Here is an 18,419-nt window from a genome sequence, read left to right on the forward strand (position 1 = left end):
GGCCGCCTCAATTCACTGGTGATCATGATAACCTGCTAACACCGGAAGCGACCACACTACCTGCTGGAAAGAACGCTACCTTCACGGCGTGAAAAGCGGCAACTAAAACCAACAGGCTATTTTGGCTTGGCCGATATTTAGACGATCGCGCTAGACGTCAACTTCAGCATCGCCGGCGCGATCCATGATGAATCGGAAGCGGGCCGAGGCATCGCGTCCCATCAAGTCGCTGATCACCCGATCCGTTTCCAGCTGATCGTCAACTTCGACGCGCAGCAATTGACGGTTCGACGGATCCAGAGTCGTATCCCAAAGCACCTTGGGGTTCATCTCACCAAGACCTTTAAAACGCGTGATCTCTGGCTTCGCCCGCCCGTTTGCCGCGCCGAGGATCTTGTCGCGATGCGCATCGTCTTTGGCCCAGTGAGTTTCCTTGCCGATATCGATTCGATAAAGCGGCGGCACCGCGATGAACAGTCGACCGTCGGAAATCAGTTGTGGCATGTGCCGATAGAAGAACGTCAACAGCAGCGTCGTGATGTGGTGACCGTCGGAGTCCGCATCGGCGAGCAGAATGATTCGCCCGTAACGCAACTGTGATAGATCAAGCTTCGGACCGATACCGCAGCCAAGCGATGCGACGACGTCCTGAATTTCACGGTTCTCGACAACCTTTTTCAGCGTCGCGCTCTCGGTGTTCAGCACCTTACCACGGAGCGGCAGAATGGCTTGGTAATTTCGATCGCGGCATTGCTTCGCGGTACCACCCGCCGAGTCACCTTCCACGATGATCAATTCCGATTGCATCTTGCCCCCGGATACACAGTCGCTCAGTTTTCCTGGCAACATCGTGCGTTTCGATCCGCCTTTGCGTGAGACGGCTTCGGACGCGGCTCGTGATGCCGCACGTGCGCGTGCGGCGGCAATGATCCGCGCGATGATTGAATCGGCGATAGAACGGTTGCTGTTCATCCACTGTTCGATTTCGCTTCGAACACCGGATTCGACTTGGCTTTGAACTTCTGAGTTGTTCAAACGGTCCTTGGTCTGACCTTGGAACTGTGGATCACTGACGAAGACCGACACGATGGCGACCATACCTTCGCGGATGTCTTCGTGCGTAATCTTGACTCCGCGCGGTGTCAGATTGTGCGTATCGATGTAATTGCGAACCGCTTTGTTCAGACCGCCGCGATAGCCATTTTCATGCGTACCGCCACTGCCGGTCGGAATTCCGTTTACATAGCTACGAACGTGCTCGTCGGTCGATTCGGTCCACTGCATCGCGACTTCCATTCGGATGTCGTCGTCGACGGCATGGGTGAAGGGTGATTCGTGGATCGGGCGAGCTTTGCGTTCTTTCAAAACCGCAGCTAGGTAGTCAACGATCCCGTTTTCGTGAAGGAAGGTTTCCTTCTTTCCGTCAACTTCGTTGTGAAAGACAACTTTCAATCCGCGATGCAAGAAACTGGCGGTTTCCAAACGATGACGAATGGTCTCGGCATCGAAAGTCGTTTTGGGAAAGATCTTCGGATCGGGCGAGAAGGTAATCGACGTTCCGGTGCCGCGAACCGAGCCCTTCAGCTTTTGCAGTTTGCCGATGAGCACACCGCGTTCGAATTCCATTTTGTATTGTGCGCCATCACGTCGAACGATCGCCGTCAGAGATTTACTGAGCGCGTTGACGACCGATGCACCGACACCGTGTAGACCACCGGCGGTTTTATAGTTCTGGCCTTCGAATTTGCCGCCCGCGTGCAGCACCGTCAAAACCATTTCCAATGCTGGTTTCTTGGTTTTTGGATGTTTGTCGACGGGAATGCCGCGACCGTTGTCACTGACCGTGACCGATTGCCCATCTTTATGAAGCGTCACGACAATTTCACTGGCGTGACCGTTCATCGCCTCATCGACCGAGTTGTCGACGATTTCCCAAATCAAGTGGTGCAATCCAGCGCTGCTGACACCACCGATATACATACCAGGGCGTTTGCGAACAGGCTCCAGTCCTTCCAGAGCAACGATTGCGTCGGCGTTGTATTGCTTGGCCATTGATGAATTGGTTACGAAAACGGTCGATTGGATGATGGATGTTGCCTTTGGATTGACGAGGCAACTTTTTGGAAGGCGATGAACGAACTTCGTTTAGGAATCTTCGAACGGCTCGGGAGCGGCCGGCGGCGGTGCCAGGATCTTGGCGATCTTTCCGTTCTTTTGAATTTCTACACCGCGACCGCCGCGACTTGTTTTCCGGTACTTGGCGGTGCTGATGGTTTTCTTCGCACCACGGTTGGTTTCGACCGTCAACAGATCACGATCGCCTTGGCTGGCTTTGAAACCGAGCAACTGGTCGTCTTTTGCCAATCGCAGCAACATCACGCCTTTGCCGGGGCCAGACAAGTAGTTCACCTCTTCGCTGTCACAAACAATCGCTCGGCAGTTGGTCGAAACCGCCAAGACGACTTCGCTGCCCGCGATCGGGATCACATCGATCATGAATGCGTCACCGCTGACACGTGAATAACGACGGCCGCTTCGCGTGGACGGTTCCGCATAGGGTGCCAGCCCGAACCGCAGTGCATAACCGCTGCTGGATGCGGCCAAAGCGTGGACTTCGGGACAGTAGTCCGGGTGCTTCGGATCTTCGTGAATGCTGCCGCTTAAAACACGTGGATCGAACGACATGACGGAGATAATTCGCTCGCCGTCTTTCAGTTTGAAAAGCTTTTGAATCGGTTCACCGAAACCGGTAGAGGCCGGAATGTCGATGAATCGCGTGGTGTAGCAAACACCCAATGACGAAAAGAATCCGATCGTCGCTCGGGTATCACCGGCGACAACGGCGAGGACTTCGTCACCCTGACGCACACGACTCTTCGAAGGGTCGGCGATCTGTTTTTGACGCTTGACCCAGCCATCGCGAGTCACCATGACGTGACAGTTTTCAGCGACGATAAAGTCCTCTTCGCTGTATTCCAGTTCGCTTTCGGTCGAGTCGATAGCGGTCAGTCGTCGGCCCCATCGATCTGTGACGTAGGTGGTCACTAACGATTCAATTTCTTCGCGAACGATGGCCCATCGCCCCGATGCGTTTGTGTCCTTGGTGTCTTCACGTAGCAATTTTCGAATTTGGCGTGCACGTTTGTTTTTGTCTTTCAACTCGTCCATGATCAAGTTGATTTCCAAACGAGCCAAGCGATACAGCTTCAGCTCCAAAATCGCGTCGGTTTGATCTTCGTCCAAGCCACCATCTTCGGCCGGGAACCGCTTCATGATCTTTGCGGCGGCGTCCGCTTTGCCATCCGAGTTACGGATGATCTTGATGATTTCATCGAGGGCATCGAAGATCAACGCGAAACCTTCGAGGATATGCAGCCTTCGCTCAAGTGCCGCAAGCTCGTTTTCCAGACGCCGCGTTACGACCTCCAAACGGAACTTCAGGAAGTACCAAAGCATTTCCTTTAGCGACAAGCGTTCGGGCGTTCCCAATTCGGGATTTTCCGTCGGGATCAGACACGTCATGTTGACGTTGAAGTTCTTTTGCAGATCGGTGTGCTTGTATAGAAACGCAAGCACTTTGGATTCATCGGCGTCCTTTTTGAGGAATAGATCGATGCGAATTTCGTCCGTCGATAGGTCGCGCACCTCGGTAACCAGCGGCAACTTCCCGTCGAACACCAGCTCGCTCATCCGTTCGACAAGCAAGGCTTTGTTAACACCGTAGGGGATCGAGTCGATCTGCAAGATCTTCTGAGCCTTGGTGGATGCATCGCCTTCCTTTGCCGTTCCACGAAGCTTGATCGTTCCCTGACCGTTTTGGTAAATCTCACGAAGTTCTTCTTTCGTGTTGATGATCTGACCGCCGGTTGGGAAGTCCGGTGCCTGAATCGCATCATTGGCCACCAGCTGGTAATCCTTGATCTCGGGATCACGCAGCAGCTTTAAGAGCGCGGCGACGATTTCTTTCAGGTTGTGCGGTGGGATGTTCGTCGCCATCCCCACAGCAATGCCGGTCGTCCCGTTGAGCAACAGATTGGGCAGCCGACTGGGAAGCACCACGGGCTCTTCACGGGTGCCGTCATAGTTGGCTTTGAAGGGGACTGTCCGGGTTGCCAAGTCGGCCAGGACTTCGCTGGCGATCGGCATCATGCGACATTCGGTGTAACGCATCGCAGCGGCGTTGTCGCCGTCGACGCTACCAAAGTTGCCGCTACCATCGATCAAAGGCATGCGCATCGCGAACGGCTGCGCCATCCGAACCAGCGCTTCGTAAATCGAACTGTCGCCGTGTGGGTGATAGTTACCCATCACATCGCCGACGACCTTGGCACACTTGCGATGCTTCGCGGTGGACGACAAACCTTGTTGGTGCATCGTGTACAAGGTTCGGCGTTGAACTGGCTTTAGCCCGTCGCGGACATCCGGCAACGCGCGACTGGTGATCACCGACAGCGAGTAGTTCAGGTAACGCTCTTGGGCAGCCTGTCGCAACGGGATCGCTTGCAACATCGAATCATCGACGGCATCGAAAAGCGATTTATCGTTTTTGCCAGACTGCTTCCGGGGACGTTTTTTTGCCACGAGGTTGGGATCCTTATCACACTCGAAGAGTCATCCATCGGTCGGTCCGATGGTGGGGCCGGGTGGTCGGCGATTGCGGGTTGACGAAAAGTTGCATGCGGGGGGGCGGCCGCCCGTTGGTCGCGTTCATTGGTGGCGGAAATCACGGGAAAAACGCGATACCAAACTCCACCAGCCTCCCGTGATCGACCAAGTTACGGTAGCGGCATTAGTTTTTCTAGATAGGCGACGGTGGCAAAGTTTAACGATTGGGCGGATTTGGTCGAACGAAACACGTCTGGCGATCGCTAGGGTGGTACTCGATGAACCGGTCGAACCACTTCACGATCGACAACTGTGGACCACCCCGCAATTCGTCCGAAAATACCAACCGTGTGATGTGCCCAATGCCTTCGTCTGTGTTGCTTGCGGTCCCCCAACCGACGAGCGAGTCGCAAGCAACGCCACACACTTTTCGCTAGCGTCAACGAAGTGGCGCCGGAGTCAGGCTTGAGGTCCCATTCCTCATTGCCATCGAACGGAATCTTTGGCTGAAACAACGGTTCGGAGGAACCACCGGATGAAACTGCAAATCAGAAAATACATCGTCGCTTCGGTCGCGTTGGCCGCCGGAATGTTGGTGACGGCTACCGCAACGAAAGCAAACGCAGATGAAAGCTTTATCGTGAAAGCGGAAATCGTCAGCGACACCGTTGCTGCTCCAGTGGCACCAACTGGCTACGTCGGCGACATCGAATACGAAGGCGAAATCTCGTACGAAGGCGATATCATCGACGGCTCCAGCATCGCCGGTTGCCAACCTCGCAAATACGACCGCCCAGACCTGTTTTACAATTTTTACACGCAAGGTCAGTGCAACAACGCGAACGCACAAATGTATGTTTCGCCGTTGCCAACGCCACAATTCGTCGGGCACACGTACTTCACGTACCAACCGTTCTACCCGCACGAAATGCTGTACACACATAAGGACCGCTACCACAACCACTACGACAACGGCCGTGGCTTGAATCGTACGCGTGTGAAATACAGCACTCCCCCGGTCCGTACTGCTATCGAAAACGTTTACTGGAACAAGCTGCGTTTGCCACGCTGATCCAGATCGCAATTGATCGACAACAACTTTCAACCCAAAGAAACAGAAAGATGCGAAAACTATTGCTAATTCTGGCATGCGTGGCGACAGTTTCCGTCGCCACGAATGACAGTGCATCGGCTGCGGGCCCAGGCGGTTTGATCACCCAAGCTTGGGCACATAACTTTGCCATGGACCGTCCTTGGCACGGCGGATATTACAACCAAACCTATGGACAACCCGTCGCATTGGTTGTTCCGCCAACTGCGCACATGCGCACGAATTTTTCGTGGGGCGTCAGCCAAAACCACATGTATCCGATCCACCACCAGTTCGGACGCAGTGCACCAGGTCAAGGTGCGGCAGCGGCAGGAGCTTTCCGCCCTACGCCACATTGGCCAAGCCACACCGATCAATTTGGGTACTATTACGTGCGTGCCCCCTGGTGATTTGCCGACATTAATTTGCATCGCAGGGCAATAATGTTCAAACTAGGTTGTAGCGGTTTTTTCCGCTGCAACCTTTTCTTTTTTTACAGCGGCGGTCATGAACGAGTCCGAATCTCAAATCCGCTCAGTCGAACCTGTGGCAAGCCACACAGGTAGCGGTCCCGCGATGGGTAATAGTCCGGCGCCGACCTCATCCGATGCAGTGTCGACCGATGCAGGCAATCCACAATTGAGTCCTCTCGAAGGCGGACGTTGGCGACCGGTGTCACCGGACGAGCTGCTGCGACGCAATGTCGGCAACGATGACGACGACAGCGACCAAGAACCACAACAACAGAAGGTTCAACTTCAGCGTCGCCAAGAGCTTGAACACAAGCTGAAAGCCAACCCGACGGACCTGGAAGGCTTTTTGGAACTGGCGAGCATCTACCGCGAAGAACAGCGACCTCTAGAAGCGAAACGTTTGCTTCAACAGGCCAAGCAAATCTTCCCGGATGACGAGCAGGTCACGTGGCAACTGGAAGAGGCCGTCTTAGCACGTTCCCTGCAACAACTTCGCGAAGTCACCGACCTTGCCAAACGCGTCAATTCCGTCGACGCCGATCGCGAACTGGAACGTAGCCGAAGCGACTGGGCACACCGTCGAATGGATGTTTGCCGCGCTCGCTTGGAACGCGATCCCTCGCAAGTCAGCTATCGCTTGGTCCTGGCCGAGGCAATGTTTGACGGCGAACTGTTCGAAGAGGCTTTCGAGAACGCGGGGCGTTTGATCGAACTTGACGAATTCTCACCCGCAGCCCATTTCCTGCGTGCACGTTGCTTGTTGGCTCTTGGCAAAGAACTGCCAGCAATGAAAGAACTGCGTGCCGTGGCAATGCGTCGCGCGGTCGTTGCCCCGGCGGCTCTTCGGAGAACAAGCCTAAACCTTCTGATCGAATTGTCGGAAAAGCTGGCTCTACCGGATACCTGTCAACAATACCGCGATCAACTTCAAAGACTTGAGCAAACCATTGCCGCAGAAAGCAAGAAGGAAAACTGATGAGCCAAGCTGTCGCCGATCCTGAACAACTTCGCCAATTCGCATCTCATCTTCACCGATTCGTTGAGGAGTTAAAAGAGCGTTCGACCGCTCTTGGCACCCAGATGAACCAATTGGAGCAAACCTGGCGTGACGAACAACAACGCAAATTTGCTGGCGAATTCAGCGAACAAATGCGACAACTTTCACGGCTGGTCAAAACCACAGAAGAACACATCCCTTACCTGCTCCGCAAAGCGGAACAGATCGATGCATATCTGGGTCGATAATTGATGGGCGGTGCTTGGGCCGTCTGCTTGCGACCAAGTGATATCGCCCGCTTTCGCGGGCGATATCGATTCCGCAGGCTAATTCGTTAGCTTGCGTTTTCCGCTGCGGATGGGTTTCACCATCACGATCTCAACATCGTTGGCAAGCTTTTCTCCGGGCGTGGTTCTTCCCTGATCGATCGCTGCACGCATCATCGATTTCATCTTGGCAACTCGTTCGGGCTGCTCTTCGAACAGGTTGTTCGTCTCACCCGGGTCATTGGACAGGTCATAAAGCTGCATCGGTGGCAGTTCGCTCATATCGTCACGGCCAGGCTTTGGGCTGCTCCAGCCGCCAGACCCTGGGCATAGACATAGTTTCCAGTCCCCGTCGCGAATCGCGAAGTAACCGCCGATGGACTGTGAAACGATCGATTCGCGAGGTGGCTGCTGTGCTTGACCGAGTAGCGTCGGCAGAAACGAAACGCTGTCTTCGGCCGCGGTGCCTGGAATCTCGGCTCCCGTGATTTCGGCTGCGGTTGCGAAGAAATCCAATTGCCCGACCAAGTGCTCCGTCCTCGTACCCGGTTTAACTTTGCCAGGCCAACGAACGATGAACGGGACGCGATGTCCGCCGTCAAAGATGTCAGCCTTGTGACCGCGAAAGATAAAGTTCTGGTCGTGCCCTGCCGCTTCCAGTTCTGGGATATTGGCTGCCGGTGAGCATCCGTTGTCCGTTGTGAAAACGATCAATGTTTCATCTTTAATGCCGTTTCGATCCAGGGCTTCGAGTACGGTTCCGACTGTCGCATCAACCTGCATGGTGAAATCACCATAGTCATTGATCCCACTTTTCCCCAGCCATTCTTTCGAGGGCACGATCGGGGTATGGGGAGCATTTAGCGGCATGTACAAGAAGAACGGCTTCTCTTGTTTGGCGTTGGCGTCAATGAACTTCACCGCTTCCCGTGTGAAAGAAGGCAGCACGTCGACCGCTTCAAAGCTTGCACCGGCGGGGCCTTTGCGATGGAAAGCTTTCTCCACCGTCGCTTTCTCGGTGGGGATGCGATTGCGAACAAAGACATACGGGGGCATATCAAGTGAAGCACTGATGCCGAAGAATTCATCAAAGCCAACGTCAACGGGGCCATTTTTGATTTCGGCTTCGTAGTCAACTTCCCAGCCTTTGTCATAGGCTTTAGAAAAATCGCCATTGTCGTTTGCATCACCGCCATCACGTAGCGGCCAATTCCATCCGAGATGCCACTTGCCGACCGCGCTGGTCGTGTAACCCTGTTGTTTCAACATCCCCGCGATCGTCAAACGATCCTCTGCGATTAACGGTGGACTAAACCCACCCAAGACACCTTTTTGCAATCGCGTCCGCCAATGATATCGCCCGGTGAGGATGCTATACCGAGTTGGCGTACATACCGACGATGACGTATGAGCATCGCCAAAGATCATGCCTTCCGAAGCGATTCGATCGATGTTCGGAGTCGCAATCTTTGATTCTGGATTTAAGGCACCGACGTCCCCAAACCCTTGGTCATCAGCCAAGATGAAAATCATGTTCGGGCGATCGGGTGTCGCCGCAATGGCATTCGATCCGATATGCACCACGGAAATTAAAAGAGCAATGACCGGTGCAACGGAACAAAACCGGGCCTTCAAAAACTTGGACATAAGAACTGCTAAAACGGTGGGGTAGGGGAAAGGGCGGGACAATTCTTTATGCAGGCAGCCATCAAACACAGCACGCTTTCGGTTGCGACTTCAGAAAAGGGAATCACGAGAACCGGAAGGGAGATTGCTAAGTTGCCACGGCGTCTTTCTCCTGAAAGTCCATCGAAATCGATCGACCGTGTCTTTGCGATAGCAACCTGCGAAAGTCGTGCTCTGATTGTAGCGTCAAGAGATTCAATTTGCTCTCGACCGCGAAGAACATAAACCGAGTGAGCGAAGGCCGTTTTCTGTCGTTTCAAGGCTGCGCGCAAAATGTCTGACACTCGCTCGCGACAAACCGCTACACTGGACCCGATCCAGTAACGCGGCCATTGCCGTCGAAGACACGCCATTTTGATTCTGTTTCATCGACAGACAGATCCAGAATGATGCGGCGTAATTCAGTGTCTTTGTCCACCACGTTATTGGCTCCCCGCCTTTCCGATCGTTTGTCAAACCAATTTGCCAGCGATCCATCCCACCTCATGCTCCCACCTTCGCCGATGAACATGACCGGATGTTTAGCCGGACTGTGTTGGCTATTGGCTGCCTTCGTCGTCTGCAGCGCGGCGCATGCAGATTCACAAGATGCGGATTTCTTTGAAAGCCGCATTCGGCCGGTGCTGATCGAACATTGCTACGAATGTCACTCTGACCAGTCTGATATCGTTCAAGGCGGGCTGCGTTTGGATTTTTCCGATACGACTCGCCAAGGCGGTGACTCGGGAGTTGCCGTCGTCCCCGGCGATCCCGATGCGAGCTTGTTGCTTCGCGCGATGAAGTATGAAGAATCAGAAATGCCTCCCGCTGGAAAGCTGGATGATCGCATTCTGCATGATTTCGAGACTTGGATTCGCAATGGCGCAGCGGACCCCAGGAATGCTGCAACAACTGTTGATGCTCCAGAACACTCAGACAGCTCAGCAATCGATTGGAACGAAGAACGTGATTTCTGGTCTTTCAAGCCACCCGTCGGCACTCCGAAATCGATCGACGAACTGATCAAACAGAAACTTGAACCTGCAGGATTGCGACGAAATCCGAAAGCCTCGCGGCGTGCCCTGATCCGCCGACTTTCGTTTGACCTTCGCGGCTTGCCGCCTTCGGACTCGGAGGTTCAGCAATTCGTCAGTAACAAGCATCCCGCAGCGATCGAGCGGATGATCGATAAGTACCTGGCAGACCCTTCGTTCGGAGAACACTGGGCGCGACTTTGGTTGGATGTCGCTCGATACGCAGAAGATCAGGCGCATAAAGTTGGTGACAACGATTCACTGACATACCCCAATGCGTATCTGTATCGCAACTGGGTGATCGATGCGTTTGCCCAAGATATTCCTTACGACGAATTTATACGACTTCAACTGGCCGCCGATCACTACCAACCGGAGTCGAAAGAACAGCATCTGGCATTGGGATTCCTGGGACTTGGTCCGAAATACTATGCCCGCAACAGTCCTGAGGTGATGGCGGACGAATGGGAAGATCGTGTCGACACCGTCACACGCGGCTTGTTGGGATTGACGGTTGCTTGTGCCCGTTGCCATGACCACAAGTACGATCCGATTCCGACATCAGATTACTATGCGTTGGCAGGCGTGTTCGCGAGCACCGAAATGTTCAATCGGCCAATCGACGATCAGGTCAAGACAAAGAACGGCCAAAGCGAGAAACCGCAGGACGGAGTTCACATCGTTCGAGATGGCAAGCCACAGGATCTTCATGTGATGATTCGTGGAGATGCGAAGCGAAAGGGTGACCTCGCACCGCGTCATTTCTTGACCGTTCTTAGCCCCGCTCAGCCAGAACCACTCACCGATAACAGCGGTCGAGCCAATTTGGCTGAAGCGATCGTAGCCCCAGAAAACCCGCTAACGGCCAGAGTGATCGTCAACCGAATTTGGCGACAACTGATGGGACGGGGGCTCGTCGAAACGCCTAGCAATTTCGGAAAACTGGGACAACGGCCCAGCCACCCCGAATTGCTCGATACGCTTGCCCATCGGCTGGTTCAAAATCAATGGTCGCTGAAACGATTGATACGTGAAATCGTCGTGTCAGAAACGTATCAGCAAAGCAGCCAATCAAATGACGACGCGATGCGATTGGATGCAGACAATCGTTTGTATTGGCGAATGAGCCCAAAAAGGCTTCGCATTGAGGCCTATCGCGATGCCGTGCTCTACGTCAGTGGCACACTGGATCAGACCGTTGGCGGCCGATCGATTGATCCGGAATCCGCGGACGAAAGTCGCAAGACGGTGTATAGCGAAATCAGCCGAATGGATTTGAATTCATTGTTGGCTCGGTTTGGATTTCCCGACCCCAATGCACACTGTGCGAAGCGGGCGGAAGTCACAACGCCTCTGCAAAAACTCTTCTTGCTCAATAGTCCCTTCATCGTGAAGCAAGCTGAGAAGCTTGCCGAACATGCCGCCTCATCAGACCATTCCACTGAAGATCAGATTGTTGCGCTCTATCGGCAACTGTTGTCGCGGCCACCAACAAGCGAGGAAATCGAACTGTCATCGGAGTTCCTTTGTGGAGACGCGGCGTCTAAAGCGGCCTGGGTCCAATTTGCCCAAATGCTGTTGATCAGCAACGAAATGCAATTCATCGAATAGGGGATCAAGATCGCTATGAGTGACTTATCAATCGTTTCTCGCCGACAATGGCTGCGTCGATCAGGTGCCGGCTTTGGGACTGTCGGAATGCTTGGTGCGATGCAAGCGAGCGGCTTGCTTGGATCCACCAGTGCAGCGAACGAAACGATGCCCCAAGGCTTTGAAGGATTACATTTTCCGGCAAAAGCCAAACGCGTCATCTTTCTATTTATGAATGGCGCACCTTCACATGTCGACACATTCGATCCCAAACCCGAATTGAAACGACGCGAAGGCGAGGCTCCGCCGGACAGCATCTCCGGAAAAAAACGAGCGGGAGGCATGATGCCTTCGCCGTTCAAGTTTGCCAAATACGGCGAAAGTGGTGTCGAGATGAGCGAACTGTTTCCATGCTTGGCCAAGCATGCAGACGACCTATGCGTTATCAGGTCGATGCATACAGACGTTCCGAACCACGAACCGGGTTTGCTGTTGATGCAATCGGGGCATCAGCAACCCACGCGTCCCAGCCTGGGTTCTTGGCTTTCCTATGGCCTGGGCAATCAGAACGAAAACTTGCCAGCCTTTGTCGCGATCAGTCCGGGGCTGCCGGTCGTCGGACCTCAGTTGTGGTCCAACGCATTTTTGCCAGGTCAGCATCAAGGCATGGAAGTCGATACCAACAAGACATCAGTCGAAGAGCTGATCGCGAACATTCGCAATCCGAATTTGGACCGGCAATCACAGCGAAGATCGTTGGATTTCCTTGAAAAGCTCAATACCATTCATCGTGAAAAGCACGCTGGTAATCCGTCTTTGGAAACGCATGTCCGAGCAATGGAATTGGCCTTTCAAATGCAGTCGGTCGCTTCGGAAGCGTTCGATCTAAACCATGAAACGGAAGCGACTCGCAGTGCCTACGGTGATACTGCGTATGGACGCAGTTGCTTGCTGGGTCGACGTTTGCTTGAACGTGGCGTTCGTGTGGTCCAAGTGTTCTACGTTCACAAAGGAAATAAGCAGCCTTGGGACACCCACAGCAACAACAACACTGGTCATGAAAAGCTGTGTGCCGACAGCGACCGAGCGTCCGCCGCACTGCTTTCGGATTTAAAGCAACGGGGCATGCTGGAAGACACGCTGGTCATTTGGGGCGGTGAATTTGGGCGCACGCCGTATTCACAAGTCGACCAAGCCAAAGACATCAAGAAAGCTGGTCGCGACCACCACCACACAGGATTTTCGATGTGGTTGGCCGGAGGTGGCGTTCGTGGCGGGACCATGTACGGCGCGACAGACGACCTAGGAATGCACGCGATCGAAAACCGCGTGCACGTTCATGATCTGCATGCGACGGTGCTTCATCTGATGGGAATCGACCATACCCGACTTACGTATCGGTACTCCGGTCGAGATTACCGACTGACCGATATCCACGGCCGTATCGTCAACGACTTGATCGCCTAGCCGAAAAAACGACTAGACCATCGGCAACACGTCAGCCTCAGACTCGTCCTCACCCTCAAGCGTCACCGGAGTATGGAACCCGGCCGGTTTGATCGCCAAGATCGAACAAGTCACGTTCGACAGCAGGTTTTCCGCAGTGTTGCCAATCAAGAATCCCGCGACACCGGTTCGGCAAACCGTTCCCATGACAATCAAATCAGCTTCGACCTGCTCGGCTACGGCGAACATTTCGCTCGAAGCGTTTCCACGCCGTACATGGGTCTGAACGTCGATCCCCTCGGTATCCACATGTTCGATCAGCTGTTGCAGATTCTTTTGCACCAACTGTTCCTGCTTCTCGATCGCCTGATCGATCTCCGCATCCCCGGCACGCCGACGAAGCGATTGCTCCATCCACATCTGCCAAGCACTGGCGACGTGCAGGGTCGCGTTGTCCATTCTTGCGATCGTCGACGCAAGTTGCATGAGTTGTTGATTCAGGTCACGATGCGTCTCATCTGTCGCATCGATATCGACGGCAGTCAAAACTTGATCAAATTCACCGTGAACCTGAGGCTTCAACAGCCAAACCGGACAGGGACACAGTCGCAGCAGTGAACGAGAGATACTGCCGAAAAGCTTTCCGCTGACCGAGGTTCCGTCAGCGGTTTTGATCACCAAATCATGTTTTCCACGCAGGACCTGCCGTGTGATCTTTTGGGCGGGATCACCGAACTGAACCAAGACGCTGACTTGGCTTTGCGAGGCACTGTCGTCTGATGAGTTTGCGAATTGCGAAGCTAGATCACGCAGTTTCTGTTCATGGTCCTGGCGCAACAGACGCTCAACTTCTGCCGGATCAATGGCCGAAGACAACAGTCCCACGGCTGGCGGAACCGGCTTGAGAACTTCCATCAATGTGACATTTGCGCCGTTACTTTTTGCGATTTCGAATGCGCGAATCAATGCCGCCTGCGGATCAGTGGCGCCCACATAAACGAGAATATTGCTGAAGCAGTTCATGGATGATTGACGGGAACAAAGGGGAAAGGGAAGCCAAGTTCGTTTCGCTGTCAGGAACGGATTAACGCCCGAATTGTCGAGACGATCAAGCCAATGAAATACGCAGGCTCGCACCATACGGGCCACGCAAAACGACTCGTGCAGATCGAGTTTCCTCAATCAACGTCATTGTGTGCAATTTGAGCGCCAAATGGTTGATTGACATACCAAGGTCCGCTTCAAATTGTCGCGAAACGGTCCATTCATCAAACCCTGCTCGCCTGATAAAACTGGGTTCGGATCAGCAGGTCGAACACTTCTTGACCGGCTATTACAAACGTCTTGACCAAGTCCTGATCCGTTACCCGTGTGCGATATGGCTCGATTGAGGGAAATAGGTGGGCGGAACCGTTCCTGACAAATCAGCCGATACATATTAAAACACAGGCGATGGACCAGTGAAGCAATCGCTTGCTGACAAACAATGGACCGTGATTATTGCTGACAGCTGGGATTATTGTTGCCAGCTGGGTCAATCCGACCAACAATCGATCGCACCTAGTTCTGGTCCAAGCAATCCGTCTACTTGAATTGTAGTGAAGCATCACGATGAGCGATTCGACGCAAGCGTTATTTGACCGCCTCGGCGGGACATCCGCAGTCGCAGAAATAGTCCAGCAGATGTACGCCCGGGTCTTGGCCGACCCAGAACTTGCACCATTCTTTGCAGGTGTTTCGATGGATCGGCTTCGAACGATGCAATATCACTTTCTTGCCTCGGCGTTTGACGGGCCGGTTGAATATAGCGGCGCAGAATTGACTAAAATCCACGCCGGTCGCGGAATCAAGGCAAACCACTTTGCCAAATTTTGCGGCCACTTTGCGGATGTGCTCGAGGACCGAGGTGTTGCCTCCAAAGACATCAATGATGCCCTAGGGCGTTTGTCGATGTTTCGAGACAAGATTACCGGTGACGCCAATATTGATGGCTGATTTTCGCCAACGAATTCAGTTGCTCAGACGCTCCGTTCACGCGTTCGTACGAAACCCGCTTTCCAAATAGAGAGCGTTTCGCGAATACTGCGTCAACGTTCGTCTGAGGGTTTGAAAAGATCGAGTTGCTACCCGCCAAGCTTCCCCGTTTGGCCCTCCTCCCTTAGCAATCGATCAACATGACCCAGATTGACTATCTCGTTGTCTTCACCTATTTCGTCGTCATGATCGCCATCGGTATTTGGGCGATGCGACGGGTCAAAGACCAAGAAGACTACTTCATGGGAGGTCGGGGATTTGGCAAGCTGCTGCAGACCTTCGCCGCTTTCGGGGCTGGAACCGGCGCTCATGAACCGATCCAAGTCGGTCGCACCAGTTGGACAAGTGGTTTAAGCGGTGTTTGGTCAGCACTGATGTGGCTGTTCGTGACGCCTGTCTATTGGATCACCGCCGTTTGGTATCGGCGGATGCGTCACTTGACCCTCGGCGATTGGTTTGTCGAACGCTACCAATCGAAATCACTGGGGGCAGCGTATTCCGTCTTTGCGATCGTGTTTTACATGTTCTACCTATCGACGATGTTGTCGGCGATCGCGAAGTTTGCGGCGCCGTTGATGGGCGTCGAAACGGTTTTCGGGATGGATCTGAAATATGTATTGGTCCCTGGTTTAGCCGCAGTCGTCATCCTGTACGGAGTCTTAGGCGGACTGACAGCTGCCTATTGGACCGATCTGATCCAAGGCCTATTCATCATCTTGCTGAGCGTGATGCTGATCCCCTACGGACTTTGGGAATTGGTCAAGAAGTATGGCGATAGCGAAACACAAGGCATCATGGACGGGTTTGCCATTTTGCATCAACGTGTGTCTGCCGATTACTTCAACCTTTTCAATGGCCCCAGTGCAGGTGAGTTTCCGCTTCAATACATCCTGGCGTTGTCCGTGCTGGGCATGGTCGGCATCGTTGTGCAGCCTCACTTCATTGCCACCGGTGGTGGCTCGGCGAAAAGTGAAAATGAAGCTCGGATTGGCCTGGTTGTCGGAAACTTTTTAAAGCGGCTTTGCACGGTCGGATGGGCAATCACGGCGTTGATCGCTTTGGCATTGCTGGCCGGCAATCCAGAACTGGTTCGAGACCCCGACTACGTTTGGGGCATTGGTGCAAAAGAGATCCTAGGGCCACTAAACCTGGGATTGGTCGGCCTGATGTTGGCATGCTTGATGGCCGCCATGATGAGCTCTGCCGATACCTACATGATCGTCAGCTCGGCTCTGATCACCCGAAACATCTACGTCGCCTACATCAATCCGAACGGGACCGAACGCGAAAATGTTCGTGTCGCAAGGCTGACGGGCTTGGGAATCATCATTGGTGCGTCGTTTGTCGCCCTCACCATGGCGGACGTCTTTGCCCAATACTTGCTGGCACTTCAATTGCCGATCATTTTCGCCGCTCCCTTCTGGGTCGGAATGTACTGGCGCCGAGCCAACGCGACTGCGGTATGGATTACGGCTGCGTTCTCTTCGCTGTTTTTCTTTGTTCTCCCGATCGTGATTCCAATCGCGATGCCTTCGCTGAAGACGGATGCAAAGTGGACAATTACAACCGATCGAATCACCAAAACAATCACGCGAGTCGCAACCGCAGCCGATGTCGCCAGACACGAGGCGTGGCAACAAGCTGTCGAGCAGACAAACGGTGATGAAGACGAAATTAAGAAACTCGGCCCCGAACCTCCAAAGGGAAATCTAGGCGAAGAGATCGAAGTCGTTTTGAAGTCGGGAGACAAATCGATCTTCTGGAGCGGTGGCGTTGCGCCACTCGACGGCAGCCCGACGTACGAAGAAGTCTCGGACATGACTCAAGGCGATATGCGGATCGTTTCCGAACGCCGCATAGGAGCACAACAAGGTTCGGGACAGTTTAACTTGGACCTTGTAGTTTATCGCTTGGTCGGGTTCGACTTTTCCAACGTGACCCAGGCGACGCTGGAAACGTTGCGCTTACCCACGCGAGTATTGCTACCGTTCCTGGTTCTGATCATTGCCAGTTACTTAACGCCCAAAGGTGACCCTCGGTTGCTCGATCGATACTTTGCGAAGATGAAGACTCAGGTGCATCCTGATCCTGAAACCGATCAAGCGAATCTGGAAGCGGCTTACCAGGATCCGTCGAAACTGGAATCGCTGAAGCTGTTCCCCAACACGAATCTTGAAATCCAGAAACCACGTCCGTCTGACTTGATCGGATTCACCATTTCTGTGATCGTCTGTTTTGTGATTATTGGGCTGCTGGTTTGGCTGGCGCAGATCGGGGCCTAGCGGAACGGTGGAAGCCCACCGCACGTGTGTGGTTTTGATTGGGGGAATCAGCACGGCGGAGCGTGCTGGGTACTATGCAAAGTACCCGTCACAGTCCCTGTGACGCCGGGCGTTGGTTCTTTTCGGTTGCTGGTTGAGTGGTGATTCGGCACGGCGGAGCGTGCCGGGTACTTTGTTGTGCTTAAAAGTACCCGTCACAGTCTTTGTGACGACAGGCTTGGTTTCCTCTCCGGGTCGGCACGGCGGAGCTTGCCGGATACTTTGGTGTGCTTTGAAGTAATAGCGAACGAGAAAGATACGGTTTCGATGGTTGACGACGAAGAAACGATAACGGCCTATCACGAAGCGGGGCATGCGGTCATCGGATTTCTATTGGGTGGGCAGATCGAATCGGTCGGACTCTATGCCGAAGCGGATGAGTGGCTGCCAGAACGATTCGGAGACTGCCATGTGAATTGGGGACGAGTCGACGCGAATGCCAATGAACAGATCGAACGAGAAGTACTGACCGTCTTGGCAGGTCCCGTCGCAGAAATGATTTACACACAAGAAGAGATGCACCCCGCGGACAATCCGACTTGGGCCCACGATTGGAATCTGGCCGATCAACTGTGCCGCCGAATGCTTCCGGATCCCTACTCTAGACAGACTTTCTTGACCGCAGCCTTGATGGTTCTACGCGACCAAATCTGGCGTGATCAATGCTGGGCCGCAATCGCGGCAGTCGCGGATGAACTTCTTGCGCATGAATCGCTTGACGCGGATCAACTCTCCGAAACACTGCGTTTTTGGACCACCCGATAGAACCTTGCCCAATTTTCCTCGTCATCAGCTCTCTGCGATTGGTAGGGAGCCCGAGTGGTTAATTCACCACAAAAAACGCGACAGTGGGCGCTCGCAAAGCCAGTTTCGCGTATAACGAAGTCACTCCACGATA

At 53.7% G+C, this 18,419-nt stretch carries 13 protein-coding genes; 9 read left to right on the plus strand and 4 right to left on the minus strand.

Translation table 11 applies throughout. The features are described 5' to 3' along the window. Positions 1–150 precede the first annotated feature (150 nt). Together LOC67_RS25090 and LOC67_RS25095 are read right to left on the minus strand one after the other, a co-directional pair. Complete coding sequence (locus tag LOC67_RS25090; protein WP_230265595.1) at positions 151–2,052, minus strand: type IIA DNA topoisomerase subunit B; 1,902 nt, start codon at positions 2,050–2,052, stop codon at positions 151–153. A 93-nt stretch (positions 2,053–2,145) separates the two neighbouring features. Then, on the minus strand, positions 2,146–4,581 hold the full coding sequence (locus LOC67_RS25095) for a DNA topoisomerase (ATP-hydrolyzing) subunit A (protein ID WP_230265596.1): 2,436 nt from the start codon (positions 4,579–4,581) through the stop codon (positions 2,146–2,148). A 559-nt stretch (positions 4,582–5,140) separates the two neighbouring features. On the opposite strand from LOC67_RS25095, the gene LOC67_RS25100 reads away from it, so the two are divergent. From LOC67_RS25100 to LOC67_RS25115, 4 genes are all read left to right on the plus strand, one after another. After that, positions 5,141–5,677 (plus strand): hypothetical protein, encoded by a 537-nt coding sequence (locus tag LOC67_RS25100; protein ID WP_230265597.1) that lies wholly within the window; start codon positions 5,141–5,143, stop codon positions 5,675–5,677. A gap of 50 nt (positions 5,678–5,727) precedes the next feature. Further along, a complete protein-coding gene (locus tag LOC67_RS25105; RefSeq protein WP_230265598.1) occupies positions 5,728–6,105 on the plus strand; it encodes a hypothetical protein in 378 nt (125 codons plus the stop codon). Positions 6,106–6,241: 136 nt separating this feature from the next. Continuing rightward, positions 6,242–7,144 carry a tetratricopeptide repeat protein gene (locus LOC67_RS25110; protein WP_230265599.1) on the plus strand — a complete coding sequence of 301 codons (903 nt, stop codon included), beginning with the start codon at positions 6,242–6,244 and terminating at the stop codon, positions 7,142–7,144. Further along, positions 7,144–7,413, plus strand: coding sequence for a WXG100 family type VII secretion target (locus LOC67_RS25115; RefSeq protein ID WP_230265600.1), 270 nt, complete (start codon positions 7,144–7,146; stop codon positions 7,411–7,413). The genes LOC67_RS25110 and LOC67_RS25115 overlap by 1 nt, the downstream gene beginning before the upstream one ends. 78 nt (positions 7,414–7,491) lie before the next feature. Here the strand turns inward: LOC67_RS25115 and LOC67_RS25120 are convergent, their stop codons facing one another. Beyond that, positions 7,492–8,964, minus strand: coding sequence for a sulfatase family protein (locus tag LOC67_RS25120; RefSeq protein WP_230265601.1), 1,473 nt, complete (start codon positions 8,962–8,964; stop codon positions 7,492–7,494). A 638-nt stretch (positions 8,965–9,602) separates the two neighbouring features. Here LOC67_RS25120 and LOC67_RS25125 point away from each other — a divergent pair. Both LOC67_RS25125 and LOC67_RS25130 read left to right on the plus strand, forming a co-directional pair. Then, positions 9,603–11,741 (plus strand): PSD1 and planctomycete cytochrome C domain-containing protein, encoded by a 2,139-nt coding sequence (locus LOC67_RS25125; protein WP_230265602.1) that lies wholly within the window; start codon positions 9,603–9,605, stop codon positions 11,739–11,741. A gap of 15 nt (positions 11,742–11,756) precedes the next feature. Continuing rightward, the gene (locus LOC67_RS25130) at positions 11,757–13,187 is read left to right on the plus strand and encodes a DUF1501 domain-containing protein (protein WP_230265603.1); all 1,431 of its coding nucleotides are present in this window, start codon (positions 11,757–11,759) and stop codon (positions 13,185–13,187) included. 12 nt (positions 13,188–13,199) lie between these two features. On the opposite strand, the gene LOC67_RS25135 is transcribed toward LOC67_RS25130, so the two are convergent. Further along, complete coding sequence (locus tag LOC67_RS25135; RefSeq protein WP_230265604.1) at positions 13,200–14,189, minus strand: universal stress protein; 990 nt, start codon at positions 14,187–14,189, stop codon at positions 13,200–13,202. A 588-nt stretch (positions 14,190–14,777) separates the two neighbouring features. Here LOC67_RS25135 and LOC67_RS25140 point away from each other — a divergent pair. From LOC67_RS25140 to LOC67_RS25150, 3 genes are all read left to right on the plus strand, one after another. Further along, on the plus strand, positions 14,778–15,161 hold the full coding sequence (locus LOC67_RS25140) for a group I truncated hemoglobin (RefSeq protein WP_230265605.1): 384 nt from the start codon (positions 14,778–14,780) through the stop codon (positions 15,159–15,161). A gap of 179 nt (positions 15,162–15,340) precedes the next feature. Further along, positions 15,341–17,482 carry a sodium:solute symporter gene (locus tag LOC67_RS25145; RefSeq protein WP_230265606.1) on the plus strand — a complete coding sequence of 714 codons (2,142 nt, stop codon included), beginning with the start codon at positions 15,341–15,343 and terminating at the stop codon, positions 17,480–17,482. 306 nt (positions 17,483–17,788) lie between these two features. Continuing rightward, positions 17,789–18,286, plus strand: a complete 498-nt coding sequence (locus LOC67_RS25150; protein WP_230265607.1) for a cell division protein FtsH — start codon at positions 17,789–17,791, stop codon at positions 18,284–18,286. Positions 18,287–18,419: the final 133 nt, after the last annotated feature.

The organism is Stieleria sp. JC731 (genome assembly GCF_020966635.1).
GTDB lineage: Bacteria > Planctomycetota > Planctomycetia > Pirellulales > Pirellulaceae > Stieleria.